Source organism: Ignavibacteria bacterium (assembly GCA_013177855.1).
Lineage (GTDB): Bacteria > Bacteroidota > Ignavibacteria > Ch128b > Ch128b > Ch128b.
The window spans coordinates 41,736-61,511 of record JABLYA010000006.1; the positions used below are offsets into that span (position 1 = coordinate 41,736).

Genomic DNA, 19,776 nt, shown 5'->3' on the forward strand with positions numbered 1-19,776 from the left:
ATATATTTATTACCTTTCGGTCATGTAAACTGTAATTGCTGGATTATTTACTTGTCCAGTATTATTAATAACTCTTAATCTTATTTCATCACCAGCATTAATATTTATATTAAATAAAGAATATACTTTAGATTGTCCATCAGCAGCAACAGTGGCTACATTAGAACCACCTACTAAAGTAGCACCTGTCCAAGTATTTGGTGCGCTTGTTGATATAGACATCGCTAATATTTTCATATTTTTTGGTACTATGAAAGGTGTAGTACTTGTAGCAACACCGTGTCTCAATAAATCTACTGGCGCATTAACAATACCTGATCTAGCAGCATCATATGTTATCATAGTTTGACTTGCTATATATGATTTAATTGCAGCTTGTGTTGCTAAATAATCATTTGAATTTTCTGTCAAACCTGTAGCATTTGAGATACCATAAACAGTAACACCACTCAATAAATCTAATGTACCATCAATTGAAACATTACCATAAACAGTACCACCTGATATTGAATAAAATCTTCCATCAGATTCACTTTCTGTATAATACCTATCATCATGTGTATGAGCAGTAGTTGTTAAATCATTAAAACCTATTTGGTGAGGATTTGAAGCACCAGTTAAACTTGTGTGTGCGGTTAATTCTGTTTCTAAAGCGAAATCAGGTGTATTTTGTATATAAGTCCAATCTAAATTACCAAATAATGTGCTTGCAGTTATATTGTAACCTGTAGCATTAATACTACCATAAATAGTACCACCTGATATTGAGTAAAATCTTCCATCAGATTCGCTTTCTGTGTAATATCTTTCATCATGAGTGTGTGAGGTATTTGTAATATCAGTCCACAAATGTGTATGAGCAGTGGTTGTTAAATCATTAAAACCTATTTGGTGAGGATTTGATGTTCCTGTTAAACTTGTATGTGCGGTTAATTCTGTTTCTAAAGCGAAATCAGGTGTATTTTGTATATAAGTCCAATCTAAATTACCATAAAAAGTTGTAGCGGTTATACCACCTGTATTATTTATACCATTTGTATTTATAGTTGAATCGAAAGTATTTGCTGATAAGAAGTTATTATTGGATTCTGTTTTAGTATAAGTTTGGGCAGTTGTATAAGCATCTACTATACCGTAACCACCTAATGTAGTTGGTGTGTTTGTAATATTTGTCCAATCAATATTTCCTACAATATCAGCATATATTGTTGAAGCACTTATTGTACCATTAACAAACAATTCTGAACCGTCCCAAACCAAATCATTTGAAGTATCAAATCTATATAGACTTGCATTCCAATAAGCAATACCACTATTTATTGGAATGTCTTCTCTTGTTGCAACAGCTTGTGTGTTACCACTTTCACCAACTCTAAAAGTGTCAGTAGGTTCATCAAAGAAGAAGACATAATCTACTAACGCACCTCTATCGACAATTATACCTGCTTCTCCACGAGTAACACCAGAACCAGTTTCACCACTATTGATTGTTATTAAATTATCTTTAATTGATAAATCTTCTGAATAAACTGTTGTAGCAGTACCAGCAACAAATAAATTACCTGAAATAATAACACTATTATCAAAAGTTTTATTTCCAGCAATATTTTCATTTCCTGTAGTATGAACATAATCACCTTCTACAAAATCTGTTATTTGTGATTTTGTATGTGTGTGAGCGGTTGTTGTTAAATCACTCCATAAGTGAGTATGTGATGTTGATGTCAAATCATTAAATGATGTTAAGTGAGGATTAGAAGCACCAGTTAAACTAGTATGTGCTGTCAAATCAGTATATAATGCAAAATTAGGTTCATTTTGAATATAACTCCAATCTAAATTACCATAGAATGTAGTTGCAGTAATACCACCTGTATTATTGATTCCGTTAGTATTTATTGTTAAGTCAAATGTATTTGCTGATAAGAAATTATTATTAACTTCTGTTTTTGTATAATAATTTGATAGATCAGTTACAGCAGAGTTGCTAATCCAAGTTCCAGCTGAATACATTAAGAAATAACCATCAATAGTTCCACCAGTATTAATATCAGCTAAATCATCTAAATAAATAGAATCCTTTGTGAAATGAATTGATGTGTCAGATGTGTGTGAGCCAAAATTAGATTGTAATGCAAAATCAGGCTCGCCTGTTATATAATTCCAATCTAAATTACCATAAAATGTTGTGGCGGTTATATTTGTGGCTGTTATATTAGGTATAGTAGTGTCAAATGTATTAGCTGATAGGAAATTATTATTTACTTCAGTTTTAGTATAGGCATCGGTAATACCATAACCAGAAATAGTAGTAGGTGTATTATTTATTTCTGACCAATTATGTGTATGTGCTGTTGATGTAAGATCATTAAACCCTGTACCATGTGGATTAGTTGCACCTGTGTGATTATAAAATTCTGTGTGTGTTGTGTAACCAGTTATTTCATTAACTGATATAAAAGTCATATCAGCTTCAAATTTTGAATATGGTTCTATTGTTGATAAATCAGTAATATGATTTCCATTTTCATCTGTTATGATAATATCACCGTCATTTACTAATTGTTGTAATTCGGCTGACCTCATGACTTCCATTATTGAAAATTGACCATCAACTCCTGTTAATGTTAAACCACTTGATGTACCACCAGTTGCTGGTGCATTTTCATCAGTCAATAGAAGATAACCTAAATCTTCTATAATAATATTACCACCTACTTGTTTAAATAATTTAATTTCCATAATTTATTATTGTTTTTTTTAATATTATTGTATATATTTATTTTTTTCCAAGGAAAATAGTCATTGTTGGATATTTAATAGAATTGATCAGTTGACCAATTCTCATTCTAATAATATATCCTTTTTGTATTGTAAATGAATTATCAAATTCTATTGTTTTTGTTATTTCATTATTAACATAAATTGGATAACTCCAAACTGGTGTAACTAAGTTATTAGGATTAAAAACTTCAGTAAAGCCAGTCCAAGTTGCATAATTTTGAGTTGATATTGAAATCTCAGTAACTCTACATTTATATGGAGCAATAAAAGGAGAATCACTAGTAGTTACACCACCTCTTAGTAAATCAACAGGTGCATAAATGATTCCATATCTTGTAGCTTCAACCGAAAACCAACCTCTACTATCTACATATTGTTTTACAGCGTTTTCTGTTACTAATGATGTAGATGATGAATTAGTTAAACCTGTATCATTACTAATAGTATTGACTGTTATACCACTTTCTAATTCTAAGTTATTTGTTTTCGTTAAACCTGTAACTGTTAAATTAGCATCAATTACCAATGAACCAGTCATTGTATCACCTGTTTGCTTGACATATCTTGCATCAGCGACTGGAATCGTTAGACCACTAGCAGCAACCGTAATATCATTAAATGTTGCAAAAGGGTTTGAAGCAGATGGATTATTTGAATTATCTAAAGCATCTTTTTGAATAAGTGATAAGTGTAGATTTGTATTACCAGTATGTTGGTAAAATGTTACTAATGGTGTTAAACCTTCTATATTTATTTTTAAAATTTCATTTAATGATGGATTTAATATTTCAAAATTAACATATGTAGAACCACTTAGTTTTTCAATTAAAAAACCAGCGTGATCATCTACTATAGACACTTTTACTTGTTTGGTATCACCACTAGATTCGATAATATCTTCTAATGTAGCAAATGTATTTGCTGATGAAGGATTATTAGCTAAATAGAGTGCATCATGTATATGTTGAACTGTATGTAAATTTGTATCTCCAGTATGATTATAAAATTCGCATTTGCTAACTAAATTAACACAACCAGATAAAGTATTATTTGTTCTATCTATAAATATCTTCTTGACATCATTTAATCTAGCAACAGCTTGTTCTGCTTCACTTTCTGTTGTAAAATCGAGTACATTATCATAATTCATTTTTCCATCTGTTACAACATAAACATATCTTGATTTTTGGAAAAATGTAGATGCATAGGGATCAATCGAAACGGTAAGTTTGCCAGAACAATTATAAATAAACATCAATCTATCATTTGGTGATGGATCGTTTATAAAATTACCTATGCAATATGTAGCCATTAATTAAAATTCTTAATTTGTGGTTGTTAATTGTTTTGTATCAGTTGTTTCATTGCCTGAAGAATCACTAACACTAAATGTTATATCATATGAACCTGTCGTGATTATTGGGAATGTTGTACCTGATACAATAACATTACTAACAGCGATTGCACCATCATAGTTGTCAATAACAGTATTAATAGCATAATCCCTAACTTCATTAGCCGTCAAACCTGTTACACCAGTTGTCATACTAAATGTATTACCTGTAAATACGTTATTGTAATAAATTACTGGTGGAACACTTTCGATAACGTGAAGTAATGTATAAGCACTTGCTTCATTGCCTGCAGTATCAAATACACTAAAATCAACATCATAATAACCAATTTGTGTTATTCCAGTGTATGTTGTGTTTCCAGAATTTATCATAACTGTTACGGCACTATTAGGAATAATACCATCAACATCATCCCAAACATAATTGATATAATATCTACGAATGTCATCTTTTAATATTGTACCAGGTGTTTGTGTATCACCAGTTAAATCCATAGTATTTGTTATGCCTGAATTCCATACAATTGTAGGTGCAGTTCCATCAACTACAATAGTTTTTGTTGAACTTGTTGAATTACCTGCTAAATCTTTTGCTGTAAATGTTATAGCATAAGTTCCATCTGTTGTAATCTTTTCAAATTGTTCACCTGTACTTAATTTTACTATAAGAACACCTAAATCTGCATTATTTATTTGTCCATCTCTTAATATACCATCATCATCGTAATCTTTAACATTATCAATAAATCTCCATAGAAGGTCTGCTTTTGTTATAACACCACTTATGTAAGACATTGGTTGTGGTATTGAGTGTGCTTTGAAAGTTATAACTGGTGGAGTAGTATCTAAACCAGGATATGTTGCACTCAAATATCTATTAATGGAAGATTCCATTACCCAATTCATTCTACTTAATGTTTGAAGTGCATTAAAAGCACTTAGGAAGTATAATTGAATATCATCATGAGAATGTGTTTTAACAGTAAGTAATTCATTATTAATTTGAATAATGTCTATTTTATTAAAAGGAATAACCATTTCAAGATTATTGTTAATATCATATATTTCAAATTGTGTTGAACCTGTGCAACCAGTTGAACAAGATACCATATAAACTTGATCTGTTCTAATTGAACTGTAAGACAATCCTTTAATCGTTGAATATGTAGGAACTAATGATGTAGAAATTTCATTTTCATCAAGATTAGCCACCATTATATCAAGAGTTACAGAATATGCTGTTGGATTATAAACAAAAACTTGTGGAATTCTGTGATTTGCATCACCAGATAACACTAAAATATCAGTAAAAGTTCTTCTAACAAGAGGATTATCTTCAAAATAATATTCTACATAATTGCTTGCACCTGAGCAAGACATTGGATTGTTGCCGCCATAAGTTGGTACTATTGCTAAAAATGTTATATTTGTTCCCAAAAATCCATACATTATCGGTGTATCTACACCGCCACTTTTCAAAGTTTGTTTTGATGTAAATACAGAATCATATTTAATATTTAAACCTGCTAAACTGAACTTAGAAACCATATTGGGACCGTCTTTTGCTATAATACAAGTATTAACTACTTCTATTGATTTTGTTCCTCCGAAGAAATTGTTTGTTTTGATTCTCATTTAATGAATTACTTTTTTTAATATATATATATTAAAATCTATTTTGAAAAAATAATGCCTCAACTTAATTATTATTTAAGCAAAAAATTCGATGAAACATATACAATCAGCTTCACAGGAGGTCCACAAGAAATAACAGGAAACGGATATGTGTTTAAAACAGGAGTTATAAATTACATATCATCTATAAATTATTTTAGTGATGAACCAGATGGTGAAACAAATATTGTATATTTTACTAAATATTTCAAGTATAGAAATGGTGAAACTTGGTCTGATTTATTACCAATAAATCAACTTAGTGGTTTAACACTAACACCTTGTGAAGAATTTGAATTAGAATTATATTATTATAGAACCATAAATGGTAAAGACACCAATCCACCAACCAAATTATATGTGGATAATATTCTCATAATGGGTAACTATAAATTGAGTAAATATGAATCCGAAGCTGTGTTATCAAGTCATGGAGATTCTGTTATTTTAAAACCTAATGATATTTATAAAATATTTTCATTAACTGGATTTAATGTATATGCTACAAGTGGAAATTATGATATAAAATATCGTTTCACACAAGACGGTGGTAAGACATACACACAATGGGAACCTTTAACACAAGAAAATATATCAACCGTAAAATTAAATCCTCTTAGATTTGCACAAGTTGAATATCTTATAACAAATACAAGTGACAATGGATTAATGATTTATGATATTATATTAGAAGGTGATTTTCAAAATGTGTCTGCAAATTATTTAAAAACAAATAGATATGGTTTAAAACAAGATTGTTTAACCGCTATGTTAGGTGGAAGTGTTGCTGGTGGAGCTGGAACGATACCAGGAAGTACAACAGGAATAGGTGGAATACAAAGTATGTACCCTATGCCTGGATCAAGTACAATAGATAGAGATTTTTATACATCTTGTATTAGTTCATATCAAACAAATTTAAATATTGCTAATGATATAAATACTGAAAATGATAGTTCAACAGCAACTGGTAATTATTGGAATCCTTATCAATATCAGAAAATTACAGATTTTGCAAATATGTTAGGAAATCAAATTTCATCAATTCTTGGATGGGCGGTTGATTATCATTTAACAGATCCAGATGGAAGAGGTGTTGATAAATTCATGCATGAATACACATTAAAAAATGTAGTGGATGTAAAGAAAATTAAAATAGTTGTACCTGAAAATAAATTCCCTGTTGAACATGTTTTAATAAATCAATTCAATCTTAATTTATTTGATACATTTGAAGTTCACATAATGAAAGATGAATTCAAAAGAGCATTTGGTATAACCAAAAGACCTAGTGAAGATGATATTATTTACATTTGTGAAGCAAATATGTTATATTATGTAAAACATGCACAGGCGAAAAGAGATATTATGAACGCTTCAATGTATTACAAACTTATATTAGAAAAATATGAACACAAAACCAATATTCGTAATCTTGTTGAAGTATCACAAAATCAAATTGATTCACTTACAAATAATACTACAATAGATGAATTATTTGGTAAAGATATTCAAGAAACAGAAGATCAAATTGCAAATAAAGAACAAACTTATCCAACATCGTTTGAAAAAATCAGGCATACAATATCACCTAAAGTTACTATTATAAAAAATAATATTTATATTGATAATTTTATTGTTTCTAAACAATATTATGATTTAAGTCATGTTTCAATAAAAAATAAAACAGCCGTTGATTATACAAAAATAGACCAAAAATTATTAAAATCAGATAATAGAAGTTTTATATTCTGGTTTAATTTCAATAATGGTTATAATTCAGATGCAAGACCAAATAACACAATGTTTCAAAATTATAAAATTAAAACTAATACAGAATTTAACTTTTTAAATAATTATACAGAATCAGGTATTGGATATAAAATATATTACAAAGGTGGTTCATTATTCTTCAAGCTAAATAATGATACATATAAATTAACAAAAGATTTAATGACCAATATTTGGTATGCAGGTGTAATTAATCTAAACCAAAGATTAAGAACTATTGATTTATATATTTACAGAAGAAATAGTGATATAAGTGTAACACTAATTCAAGAAAATTCGTTTGTAAAAACAAGTGCTATTTATAATTCAGAAGAATACAACGATTTAATTAGTCAAGGATATAAACCTATTGATAATATAGAAAATCAAATTTGTACTGATATGGAACTAGTTGCATCTACAAATTATTCTATAAATCCTACTGAATTTGAAATGGAAGATACACTTAAACTTTTAGGTTCAAATATTAAATTAACAAATATAAGAGTATTAAATGATGTTATACCTGAAACAAGTATAATTAATATATTAAAACAAGATATATTAAGGGATGAACAGCATTTGATATTAGCAGACAATGCTACTAAACAGTTGATAACAGTACATTATTTCAATCCTAATTTTAGATAAAATAAAAAGAAACCTCTCAACTTGAGAGGCTTCTTTTTATGGTTTTCTTGTAACTAATTTATTTATTTCTGAAGATAAGACAAATGTGTATGTTTTACCATCCCTCATAGGAATTTGCAATGTTTCTAATTTTTCAATTTCACTATAAATATTTGATATATAATTTTTCAAATCATCAATGCTCTTTTGAAATGAATCAGAAGGTTTATATGATTCTGGAAACATATCTTTAAATTCTATGATTTCTTTTAATAAAGAAGACTTATTGATAATAACTTTGTCATTATTGATTGTTGATTTAATTTTTAAAAAATCTTCAATATAAAGATTAAATTGATGTATCAAATTATCCGTTTCAACAACTTTTAATAAACCTATAACATAGGCATCATTTTCAGAAATAACTTCTGGTTTGTTTTCTTGAATCCACTTATTTATATATTCTTGTGATTTGCCTTTTAAAACAAATCTTTTATATTTGTTGAATAGACACCTTTTAATTATGTCTTCTGGTAAAACAATTATTTGCATAATTATTAACAATTTATTTTTTTATAAAAAATTATAATTTCATTTCAATATATATTGGAAAATAATAAAAGTTTAAGCAAATTGATTTTTTAATACACATTATATATATAAATTATATTAATTTTATTTCAATATATATATATGGGAAAATAAAAGTTAAAAAAAATAATATAATATAAATATGCCAAGTACAATACAAATGATGAGTCAAAATAAAAATTTATTACCAGATGTTCCATCAGGTAGTAGTCTTTTATTTTTAAATGAAGATGATGGAAGATTTTGGCTAAAAACGCCAGATGGTAATTTCATTCCTTCTTCAAATAATTTGCCAGAATTAGAAGAAGGTAAATATCTAAAAGTAGAAGGTGGTGTTCTTGTGTGGGCAGATGGAGGTAGTGGTATATTAGATATATTATACGATGATTTAATTTCGCTTTCAGAATTGGCAAAAATGGTTAGATTTAGAAAGATTTGTAAATTGGAGTTGGACAAGTGATATTTCTCAATTTAATATGGGGAATGCTACTACAACTAATTTAATTATAAATCCTCTCTCATATGAAGATTATTATACTTTTATTAATAATTCTATGGTATCAAATATAGAAATTGGACATAGATATATATCAAATTCATACATAACAATGTTGAATAATATTGTTTTTAGAGAAGCTTGTATGTCAAGCAAAATAAGAGAAAAAAGTAATAATTGCACAATCAGTGACGATTTTAATAATAATGAAATTGGCATTTTTTTAGTAAAAATATTTTAGGAAACAGTTTCGTTTCTAACACAATCGGAAACTATTATATTTCTAACACAATCGGAAACGATTACATTTCTAACACAATCGGAAACTATTATATTTCTAACACAATCGGAAACTATTATATTTCTAACACAATCGGAAACGATTACATTTCTAACACAATCGGAAACTATTACCAATATAACACAATCGGTGATTATTTTGAGTATAATTATATAGGTGATAATTTTATTAATACTGATATTGGAGATTATATGAATAATAATAATAAAATAGGTAATAATAATGGTGCTGATAAAGGAGGTATCTATAGAAATTCTATAGGTAATAATTTTAACAGAAATGTTTTTGAAGATTATGTTGGTGATATTCGAGGTCGTATTATAATAGGAAATGATTTTCAGTGTAATTATGTTAGATCAGGTGCTATTCCTAGCAATACAGACTTTACATTAGCAACACATGTATATGGAGATTATGATTGTGAATTATATAGACGATCAGATGGAACACCGAGATTGAAATATTATGATAATACCGATACGTTAAATGTTGTTAATATAACAGATTAAAAAATAAATAAGTCCTCTAAATTAGTTTGACACAATAATTGTTTATATTTAATTAAACAAAAAATCTAAAGTTATGAAAATACTACTATCTACAATTGTATAAAAATGCTTTATGTAAAATAATTCTATTTATTTAATTTATTTATTTAAAATTATATTATATAATTCTAACGCTTTAAAATTATCTTCTATCTTTTGACATGATAATTTGAAATTTACAACATCTTGTAAATCAAGTTCAAACCACTCACCACCCTTTCTTTTATGTGAATATAAATTATGTAGTGTTGTTTCAACCATTCTACCATATTTAGTTTTAAAAAAATCAATGCAAGTAATTTTGTCTTTATTGCCTGTTTGAAGTCCTTTTATTCTTTTTTTAAAGTCCTTATTGCGTGTATATCCTATTTTATAAGTTGTTTCATAATCAGAAACACATTTAAACAAATAAATATAACCATTAGTCAATTATATAAATTATTTTTTATCATATATATTTATAATTATTTGTCTAAATTTTAACATTCTCATTATTTACAAATATCAAACAATACGATTTCTATGTTTGAGAACTTAATTTAAGTTGTTTGAATTAAAAATTATTTTGTACCCTTTAAATGTGGTTGTAGTTTTCCTTTGTGATATACATTACCTTCAGAATCTACAAACTCTTCATAAAAATGCCAACCTCTTGGTTTTTTAACTTTCTTTGCTTCTTCTTCGAGACGTTTTATTTCATTTTCTGAATAAATAGTTTTTTGAGGACCAGATTCTAACATGATAGGTTCATCAAAACTTACGATATTTATTTCTTGAATATTTTTTTTCTTATTCTTAATTCTATCTAAAAATCCTCTTTCTTCTAAGTATTTAATATATTCCTCCAATTTTGAAATTTGAGCTTTATAAATACTTTCCATTTCTTTATATTTTAGAATTATCAATTGTTTTTGATTTTCAACATTATCTATTTTTCTTGACAATTCATCATATCTTTCTCTTACTCTATAATTCTCTGCTACTAAATCAGTTAATATATTTTTTTCTGTAGTTTTGTATTCATGAACATCTGGTTTATCTTTATCTTTAATGATAACAAGAATATTTTCACCACTATCTTTTAAGAATGCAATTTCTTGTTTTAGTTTTATTATTTCTGTTTGATAATTTTGAATTTGCGTTCTTAATTGGTCGATAGTTGTTAAATATTTTTCATATTCATCATATGATATAGTAACCATTTTTTTCATTTCTTTATCTTGTTATCATTTTCTATAAATTTCTTAATATATAAATTAGATTCAATACTAATATCGTTTTTATATAAAAAATAATATTTTTTACCTCTTATTTCTTTAGTCATATAAATATCATCTTTTCTACAAATATTTTGTAACATTAACATATATAAACTATCTCTTTCATCATCAAAAGATGAATAACCTAAAAAATCAACTTCATTTTTATCAATAAATTCTTCTATACTATTTTTAATATTTGATATTACTTTATATCCACGATTGTCTATATTTCTTAATAATTTATATACTTTATTTTTTTCTAAATCAATATAATAAAAATATATATTATAAGCATTTAAACCAATAGAATCAAAATGTATAAAATATTGATCATCAAGAATGTCAAATTTAGCAATCCAACCATATTCTGATTTTTTAATCCATTTATAATTCTTAGTTTCAAACAACTCTTTTATATAAATAATAAATTTTTTCATAAATTTATATATAGTTTATATTCAATCCCATTTCAAAATTTTATGGTTTTTATCTTTTCTTTCAAGTTATTTATATCTTTCAGGTTCAATTGTATATTCGATAGCTTTATCCAAAATTTTTGTGTTATGTTCTAACAATAAACCTCTTTTACGATTTTTAGTAACTACAATTATAACAAAATTTTATTAAATTTTCTTTTGAATGATTTGTTGAATCTTCTAAACTACTTTTACATCATTTTAAATTATCAAATTCTTTATCGCTTAAACTATTTAACCAATCTTCTATCATATTACTATTTTTAATTCATCAAATGGATATTCTTGTTTCTTATATAATTCATCTCTTCGTGAGATATAGTGTTTATACAATATCGTTTTATAAGAACTGTGAAATTGATCAACAATATCAAAAATAATTGCTTTGTCACCTTCTTTGTCTTTGTGTAATCTTAAAGCACGACCAATGGATTGTAATACAATTCTTGCAGATTTAAATGAATCAGCAAATATTATATTTTTTAATGCTTTGATACTTACACCAGTTGATAAAGTTCCAAAAGATGCCACTAACACTTTTGGTTTACCATCTGTTATTTCCATCTGTTTCTTAATATATTCTCTTTTTTCAGAAGAAGTTTGACCATCGATATAATAAAAGTCTTTATCTAGTACATTTGACCTGAAAAAATTATATAATTCCGTACCATAATCAATATTATGAAATAGAACAAGAGAATTGTTTTTGAATTTACCAACTAACTTTGATAAGAAAATCTTTCGTTTATCTGAATTTTGTGCATATTCTTTCTCTAACTCATATGCTCTTTTTCCATCACCATACTTTTTAATAGTATAAACACTTTCCGCAAATGATTTATCATCATACTGCAATATCAAACATTTAATTTTGACATTTGAAATCAAACCTTTATTCATTAATTCTTTGGCTTTGACTGTAATCAATTTTGGACCTGTAACAGATTCAATAGCCATCCATTCAGATGTACCATTCATAGGATATGTACCAGACATACCTAATCTATAATGAGCATGTCCAAATGTTCTTCTTAATATAGTTGTTAATGTTGCTGCTTTCGCAGTGTGACATTCATCAACCATAACAACATTAAATTGTTTAAAGAAATTTGGTTCTAACTGTGCTGTTCCCCAGTTAATTAATGATTGATAAGTTCCTATATATACGTTTGGTTCTTTTCCATCTCTAACTTTTCTTGGTTTATCAGACATGATTTCTTGAATATTCAAATCAACAGGATTTTTATTTTCTTTATTAAATCCTAAATTATAATCTATCATATCATCGTAAAATTGTGTTACAAGTGATATAGATGGAACTATTAATAAAATTTTTGCATCAGGTTTCTTTTTAAGTATGTAAAAAACCATTATAGAAAATATGAGTGATTTACCACCAGAAGTTGCAACCTCGATTGTACCATATCTGTGTTTCAACATTTTAAATACTGCATCAATTTGATGTTCATAAGGTACAAACGGTTTACCTTTTAGTTTGTGATCTTTAAAAAATTCTTTTGTAAAATTTGTTACATCTTCCAAGGTTATATTATTGTCTCTTGGAAAAATTTCTTTATTGATAACATTAAAAGGATAGCCATATTCTTTACAGCAATTATAACATTCTTGCCATAAACCAAAATCTATAATACCATTATTAAAATAATCAAACTTACCGTCCCAATTTGTAAGTTTGAAACGAGGCATGAAACGATATCCTTTTACATAAGGATTAAGCCATTTTTTTAAATTGTTAAATTCTTCTCTAGTAGATTCTTTAAGAACAATTTTACTGTAATCTTTACTAATCTCAAATTTCAAAAGCCTAAAAATAATTTTTGAGTTTCCGTATCTAACTTGTAGCCTAAGAAACTATTTTCTTTACAATCTTTTAAATTGTAAAATATAATGCCCAACCCAATTCATATTCTTTAGTATTTCTTTTTTCAAAAGAGTTTACATATTTCTTCTGAAATTCAATAAAATGTTTAAATTTAACTTCTATTTGCATACATTTTTTATTTTTAATCTAAACCTGTGGCATTATATAAATCAACCTTTGTTTTAACACTATAAATAACATGATCAACTGTTTTAATTGATTCTGTCAAAAAATTTATGTAATTTTGCATACATTCCATTTTTGCTTCTTGGTATGCCAAATCTGCTTCAATTAATTTTGTTTTTTCAGTACCATTAACTTTGATAGGATATTTAGTCGAATACCACTCAAAATGTTTTTTTCTTAATTGTTTTAATTTTGGTAAATCTCTATACATCTTATAATACCAATTTGTTCTTTCATCAAGAATTAATTGTCTTTGTGAAGTTGCTTCAGCAGAAAGTTCTATACTCTTCTTCAATTCACAAGTAATTTTATTAGAAAGTTTTTCAACAATATCATTCCATCTTTTTTGCCTTTCGATGAAATCTTTTTCTAACTTTTCTAAGATTTCGTCATAATTGACTTTTTCTTTTTCATCACTCATTTTAAATAAAATAGTTTTTTTGTTTATATTCTAAAACATAAAAATTGTTTCATATTTAATATATATTTAAAAATCATAAACAAACTATATATGAGATTACTTAATTGGCAAAAATTTAATTAAAAATTAGAAAATAAAAATCATGCAATTTTATTAAAAACTGGTGAAAAGTTTTGGATTGGATCAGTAAATGTATATGATGGTGATATAGAAGAAGTTCATACTTATGAAAGATCTAAATCTAATGATTTTTATCATAGTTTTTATTTTTCAAAAGGTCAATTAGAAAAGATAGAAAACGAAGAATGTATGATTTTTTGGGTTGATGAATATGGTATAAATGGTGAATGGACACATGGTTCTATATCAGATAGAATAATCTCAGAAATTGAGAAACAAATAAAAATCGTTTAAATTTTCTTGTAATAAATATTAAAGTAATAATCAAACTTATAATCTGTTGAAGGTTTAGTTTGAAAATAATTTATCTTTAAATTTGCCAAAGGGTCTATAAAGTTTGCAATTTCTACGTTTACACTTTGGTTTTTATATTCATCCAATTCAATATCACTTCTAAATTGTGGGTCAAATTGTTTAAAAGTTGTATCTAACCATACTGTATTATTTTTTATATCAACATATCTTATATAAAAATCAATATATTGAAATGAATATCTATCTAACAAATTAACATCAATATATTCATATATCGATTTATTTATATCTTTATTCAAAAATCTATCATGAGTAATTGATTTAAAAGTTCTTCTTTCTTTAATTTTCGCAAAAAGATATTCTCTTAATATATTTTTGATATTAACATCTATAACCCATTTTGTGTTATATTTTTCATCTTTCGATGTTTGTGTTGCTTTATATATTGCATGATTTTGTAATTTCAAATCAACCATATCTAACAAATAAAATGTTTCAACCAATTTATTTAATTGTGAATACTGATATCCATTATTCTTAGCCAACGTCTGACCTGTAATGTCACCAGGTAAAGCATTAAAAAAATATTGAAAATATTGAACACTTTTGTCATTAATAATAATTTGATCCTCTAATTCCATTATTTTAGAACCAAAGAAAGTTTCTTCCTCCAATAAATTGAAAGTTCCATAAACTGGTTCTTTTTTAAACTTTTTAAGTATTAGTGTTTCTTTCATTATTCTATTTCATTTTTTGTTCTTATATAATAATCAGAATCCCAAGAAGATTTGAAAATAAATCTTTTATCGTATGAATAACCAAATTCATCAACCATAGGATAAATGGATCTGTCTTCTTCTGTATTTTTAATTTTCAATATATTTTGAACTTCATTAACTTTTGAATACATCAATTCACTAACTTCACCAAAATTATATAAACCTGTATCGAAAATTGTATTTACTTCTGTACTCGAAACATATGTTAACCCTGTTGGTATACTATTTATCGTGTAATATACTGTAACACATATACAATCTATATATCCTATATTAACCATTGTTCCAATGGCTCTCTTGTATGCGTTTATCTCTATTGCAACACCAAAATTTTTATTATTTATTTCTTGTGCTGTCCAATTATTACCCCATAAATCTTTAGAACCACCATAAGTTGAAGATGAAGATTGTATATTCCAATAATATGGTATATTAGCAGTATCACTTATATTATCATTTATTGGTATTTTAGCATAATTGTCCGATAAATTACCATCCGGTTTTATTAGAGATACCACATTATCAGCAATCGCACTATAAGGAAAACCTAAATTTGCTCTTTTTCTAATAGAAAGTGATATGCCTTTTATTGTTGAATCAAGAGGAATATTAAAATTAAATGTATTAATCTCTAATCTATTAGAAGTCTTATATGTTTCACCCATATTTAACAACATCTCACAACTGGCAAAATTACCATCACACAATCCTAAAGCTTTATCTTTAAAAATCCATGTGCTTCCAGTTTCACTTGAAACAAAAGTACCACCAGTATATGATATTAATGTATTATTTAAAATAACTATTTGATTTTCAATATAATTTTTTAATTCATCATAAAATGTTAATTGATTTAAAAGATTTGATGTAACTTCAGAATCATTAAGAATATATGACTCTGTCAATAATTCTCCTATTTCAATTGCTTTATTATTAATATATTTAAGTGTTTCATTTAATTTATTAATTTCTAATTCTACATTATATGCAGCTATTTCATATAAACCCATATTATTTACTTCAGATAAATGCCCACCACATCTACTTTGTGAAAAATAACCATCATTTATAATATTATATTTTATAGGTGCAAACAATTCTATATTTTTAAATATAGGTTCATAAGGACCACTGTATCTATATATTGTATTTTCATATTCTGGTGTAGATGTAAATTCTGGTTTTGGTTTTAACTCTGCTTCATTAATTTCAATAATTCGTGATAATGGCTCTTTTATGAAAGATTTATCATAAACTACTTCTGTATAATCTGTTTTATATTTATCATAAATATTAAACTTTGGACCTTTAAGAGCAGCAGTTTTATATGATTGTTTCTTAGTATTCATGATATCAGGAGTTTCACACACTATTTGTATAGGTGGGAAATCATTTTGCCAATTTGAAATATTTCTAATAGGGTATAAATTATCTTGCACTCCTGGATTTATAACACAAGCGCCAAATTCAGCATTATCATTGATATAATAGAATGAAATATATCTTTCAAAAGAATTTTTATCATTCAAATTATTCATACTTTCAATAAAATTATATGCCACTAATAAATTATTATTATAATTAATAAATGCTGTTGTACCTGATTTTGTTTTATTCAAATATAATCCTTCTCTTTGGTCAAATGCTGTAATGTTATTCAAAGTTAATACTTCATTATTTGAAGCTGCAAAATTAACACAAACTATAATTAATATGTTTTTATACTTATCATTAACAAAAATATGAATACCAGTATCGTTACCTAATATATTTGTTGATGAATAAACTTTTTCTAATGGTAACATATTATAATAATCTGGTAATAACTTATTTGTGAAACCACTATATCTATCATTCAATATGATTGAGAATTTATATCCATTGTAATTTGTTTTTTTACTAGTTATTATTTTAGTTATAAAACCCGTATCATCATCTCTGATTATATTTGATACTTTATAAAAATTATATTTAATACCTTTGAATAGTGTTGATGATTGTATATAGTCATCACCATTATTAATAATAGAATAATGAGCTGTTTGTTCGTAATTTTTATCTGCATCTATATATCTTACATTTTTAAAAAAGTAATCAAAATAATCAAAATCACTTGCAATATATTTATCAAGATCGAAATAATTTGTTTCTAATGAAGATGTTTGAATTGAAAGTGATTGATTTGTATAATATTCAATATCAAAAGAAACCTGATTATTTATTTCTTTTGATTTATAGAAATCACCAATTCTATAAAAATAATCATGTGTTTTACCTATTACATTAGGTTGTCTATTAAATACATCAGTTGTACGATTAAATGTTGAACCAACTTTGTTACTATTATTTAATTTATATGGATAATCAGAATGTGATATAGAATTAACATATCCCCATTTACATATACTTTGATTTTTTCTCCATATGTCAGTTAATCCATTTTTATTTATTTCAAATAATTCATCTGTAGATATATATTCAGAAGAAACATTTATAATTTTATCTGAATTTACACTATTTTTATCGTATGTTTTAAAAATTGTCGTTTCAGATGCATCTCTATATTCTACTGCATAAAGTTTGTGTTCTGTTGTGTCATTATACTCTGTTGGTTTATAACAATCAAAATTTGCAAAATCAGACTCTATCCTATTAAAATCAAAATCTTTTATTTCCCTGAATTTTGCTCTATAAATAGGAAATGTTATTGGTAGTTCATTATTTATCACATCTTCTACTAAAACTGTTTTTGTATAATCACTATGTTCTTTATGAACTAACCAATATGTTAAAGTTTTATAATCACACTCAATACCATAATCTGTTCTGATATAATGTTCTATTAATCCTGTATATTGATTTATTTTTGACTCTAAAACATGAAATTTATCATCTATCTTAATTAAATATAAATCAGCATATAAATCCCGAACACCAGTCTCTTCTATTAATCTATCGATATATAAAGATATTGATGTTCTTGGTCTTATATAATTATTATATTGTTTATTTCCTAAATCATTAAATATAATATCAACTTCATTATCTCTTGTTATATCATCAATTTTTATTATTTTATCAGATATAATTTTGTAATACCATTCACCATTTTCATATGTCTTAATAACTTTATATAAATTATCTATTGCATAAATATAATAATTTTTATTATCATCCCAACTTTCAAATGGCATTGTACTACCACTTATTTGATCAACACTCATAAAAATATTATTTTTAATCTTTAAACCAGATTTTATCGAAGTTGCTCTATATGGTGTTATATTTTTAACCAATTGTAAATCAACATAAAAACCATAATATCTGTTTATAGAATATGGTTTTAATTCAAAAGGTGAAGCTGGTGTATCATTAAATAAGAATTTAAAATTGGCTATATTTGGAAAAATAAGTTCACTATTTTTAAATCCTTCGGTGATGAATTGTTCTAATCTAAAATGAGGATTTTCATATCTTAATTTATCTTCAAGATACATACTCTTATTAGTATAAACACCTGTAAAATAATCTATACCGTACCATTTTGTTAGATTATATTTTTTAATATCAAATTCTAAAGGCGCTTTTGGAAAACGAGGATTAGAAATATAATTTTGGTCTAACCAATAACCAAAATCACTATTTAGTGTCATATCAAAAACACTAATACATTTCCATTTATTAACTATTTCATCTCTGAAATTAAATTTTGATGTATTTGAAATAATATAATCATTTTCTGATAAAGCATATACAGCTGGTTCATCAACTCTTAATATAACAAAATTGCTTGGTAATTCGTTTTTTGTAATATATAATGGTGCAAAATATTCATATTCTTCTGCATAAAATTCATTTTCTTTTATTTTTGAAGCACCAGCCCAATATATAGTATCAAATTGTTGATCATAAGTGTTATAAACTATATCATCATCTGCGTCAAATTTAACACTAAATGCAATATTTATCGGCAACCCTTTATAAAATTCAGCTAACTTATCTTCAAGAAAAGTATATTTAGTCATATGAAAATGCTTATACTTATCATCGCTTAAAAACTTATGCGAATTAATACTTTCTAAATATAAATTATATTTTGAATCAACAACTATTTGATAGTTGGATGTTAATAAAGGGTTTGTTCTAATAAGTTGAAAAGTTTTATCTACTATATATGTACTCATTAC

General features: G+C 26.0%; 14 protein-coding genes. 3 read left to right on the forward strand and 11 right to left on the reverse strand.

Annotation, left to right across the window (positions count from 1 at the left end):
- Positions 1-9 precede the first annotated feature (9 nt).
- The 3 genes from HPY57_13955 to HPY57_13965 are packed head-to-tail and all read right to left on the reverse strand — an operon-like array spanning position 10 to position 5,773.
- Positions 10-2,742, reverse strand: a complete 2,733-nt coding sequence (locus HPY57_13955; GenBank protein ID NPV12871.1) for a hypothetical protein — start codon at positions 2,740-2,742, stop codon at positions 10-12.
- Between the two features lie 37 nt (positions 2,743-2,779).
- Positions 2,780-4,096, reverse strand: coding sequence for a hypothetical protein (locus tag HPY57_13960; protein ID NPV12872.1), 1,317 nt, complete (start codon positions 4,094-4,096; stop codon positions 2,780-2,782).
- Positions 4,097-4,108: 12 nt separating this feature from the next.
- Entirely contained in the window at positions 4,109-5,773 is a 1,665-nt protein-coding gene (locus HPY57_13965; GenBank protein NPV12873.1) for a hypothetical protein, read from the reverse strand.
- 54 nt (positions 5,774-5,827) lie between these two features.
- Between HPY57_13965 and HPY57_13970 the strand changes: the two genes are divergently transcribed.
- A complete protein-coding gene (locus HPY57_13970; GenBank protein ID NPV12874.1) occupies positions 5,828-8,233 on the forward strand; it encodes a hypothetical protein in 2,406 nt (801 codons plus the stop codon).
- Between the two features lie 36 nt (positions 8,234-8,269).
- On the opposite strand, the gene HPY57_13975 is transcribed toward HPY57_13970, so the two are convergent.
- Entirely contained in the window at positions 8,270-8,764 is a 495-nt protein-coding gene (locus tag HPY57_13975) for a hypothetical protein (GenBank protein ID NPV12875.1), read from the reverse strand.
- Between the two features lie 181 nt (positions 8,765-8,945).
- On the opposite strand from HPY57_13975, the gene HPY57_13980 reads away from it, so the two are divergent.
- Together HPY57_13980 and HPY57_13985 are read left to right on the forward strand one after the other, a co-directional pair.
- Positions 8,946-9,263 carry a hypothetical protein gene (locus HPY57_13980; GenBank protein NPV12876.1) on the forward strand — a complete coding sequence of 106 codons (318 nt, stop codon included), beginning with the start codon at positions 8,946-8,948 and terminating at the stop codon, positions 9,261-9,263.
- Between the two features lie 528 nt (positions 9,264-9,791).
- Positions 9,792-10,109, forward strand: coding sequence for a hypothetical protein (locus tag HPY57_13985; protein ID NPV12877.1), 318 nt, complete (start codon positions 9,792-9,794; stop codon positions 10,107-10,109).
- A 138-nt stretch (positions 10,110-10,247) separates the two neighbouring features.
- Here HPY57_13985 and HPY57_13990 read toward each other — a convergent pair whose 3' ends face one another.
- The 7 genes from HPY57_13990 to HPY57_14020 all read right to left on the reverse strand — a co-directional run bounded on the left by HPY57_13990 (position 10,248) and on the right by HPY57_14020 (position 19,773).
- A complete protein-coding gene (locus HPY57_13990) occupies positions 10,248-10,577 on the reverse strand; it encodes a hypothetical protein (protein ID NPV12878.1) in 330 nt (109 codons plus the stop codon).
- Between the two features lie 131 nt (positions 10,578-10,708).
- Complete coding sequence (locus HPY57_13995; GenBank protein ID NPV12879.1) at positions 10,709-11,350, reverse strand: hypothetical protein; 642 nt, start codon at positions 11,348-11,350, stop codon at positions 10,709-10,711.
- Positions 11,351-11,355: 5 nt separating this feature from the next.
- Positions 11,356-11,847: a hypothetical protein gene (locus tag HPY57_14000; protein ID NPV12880.1), complete on the reverse strand. Its 492-nt coding sequence runs from the start codon at positions 11,845-11,847 to the stop codon at positions 11,356-11,358.
- Positions 11,848-12,135: 288 nt separating this feature from the next.
- Positions 12,136-13,707 (reverse strand): DEAD/DEAH box helicase family protein, encoded by a 1,572-nt coding sequence (locus tag HPY57_14005; GenBank protein ID NPV12881.1) that lies wholly within the window; start codon positions 13,705-13,707, stop codon positions 12,136-12,138.
- Between the two features lie 203 nt (positions 13,708-13,910).
- On the reverse strand, positions 13,911-14,375 hold the full coding sequence (locus HPY57_14010; GenBank protein ID NPV12882.1) for a hypothetical protein: 465 nt from the start codon (positions 14,373-14,375) through the stop codon (positions 13,911-13,913).
- A 410-nt stretch (positions 14,376-14,785) separates the two neighbouring features.
- The gene (locus HPY57_14015; protein ID NPV12883.1) at positions 14,786-15,547 is read right to left on the reverse strand and encodes a hypothetical protein; all 762 of its coding nucleotides are present in this window, start codon (positions 15,545-15,547) and stop codon (positions 14,786-14,788) included.
- Positions 15,547-19,773 carry a hypothetical protein gene (locus tag HPY57_14020; GenBank protein ID NPV12884.1) on the reverse strand — a complete coding sequence of 1,409 codons (4,227 nt, stop codon included), beginning with the start codon at positions 19,771-19,773 and terminating at the stop codon, positions 15,547-15,549. The genes HPY57_14015 and HPY57_14020 overlap by 1 nt, the downstream gene beginning before the upstream one ends.
- Positions 19,774-19,776: the final 3 nt, after the last annotated feature.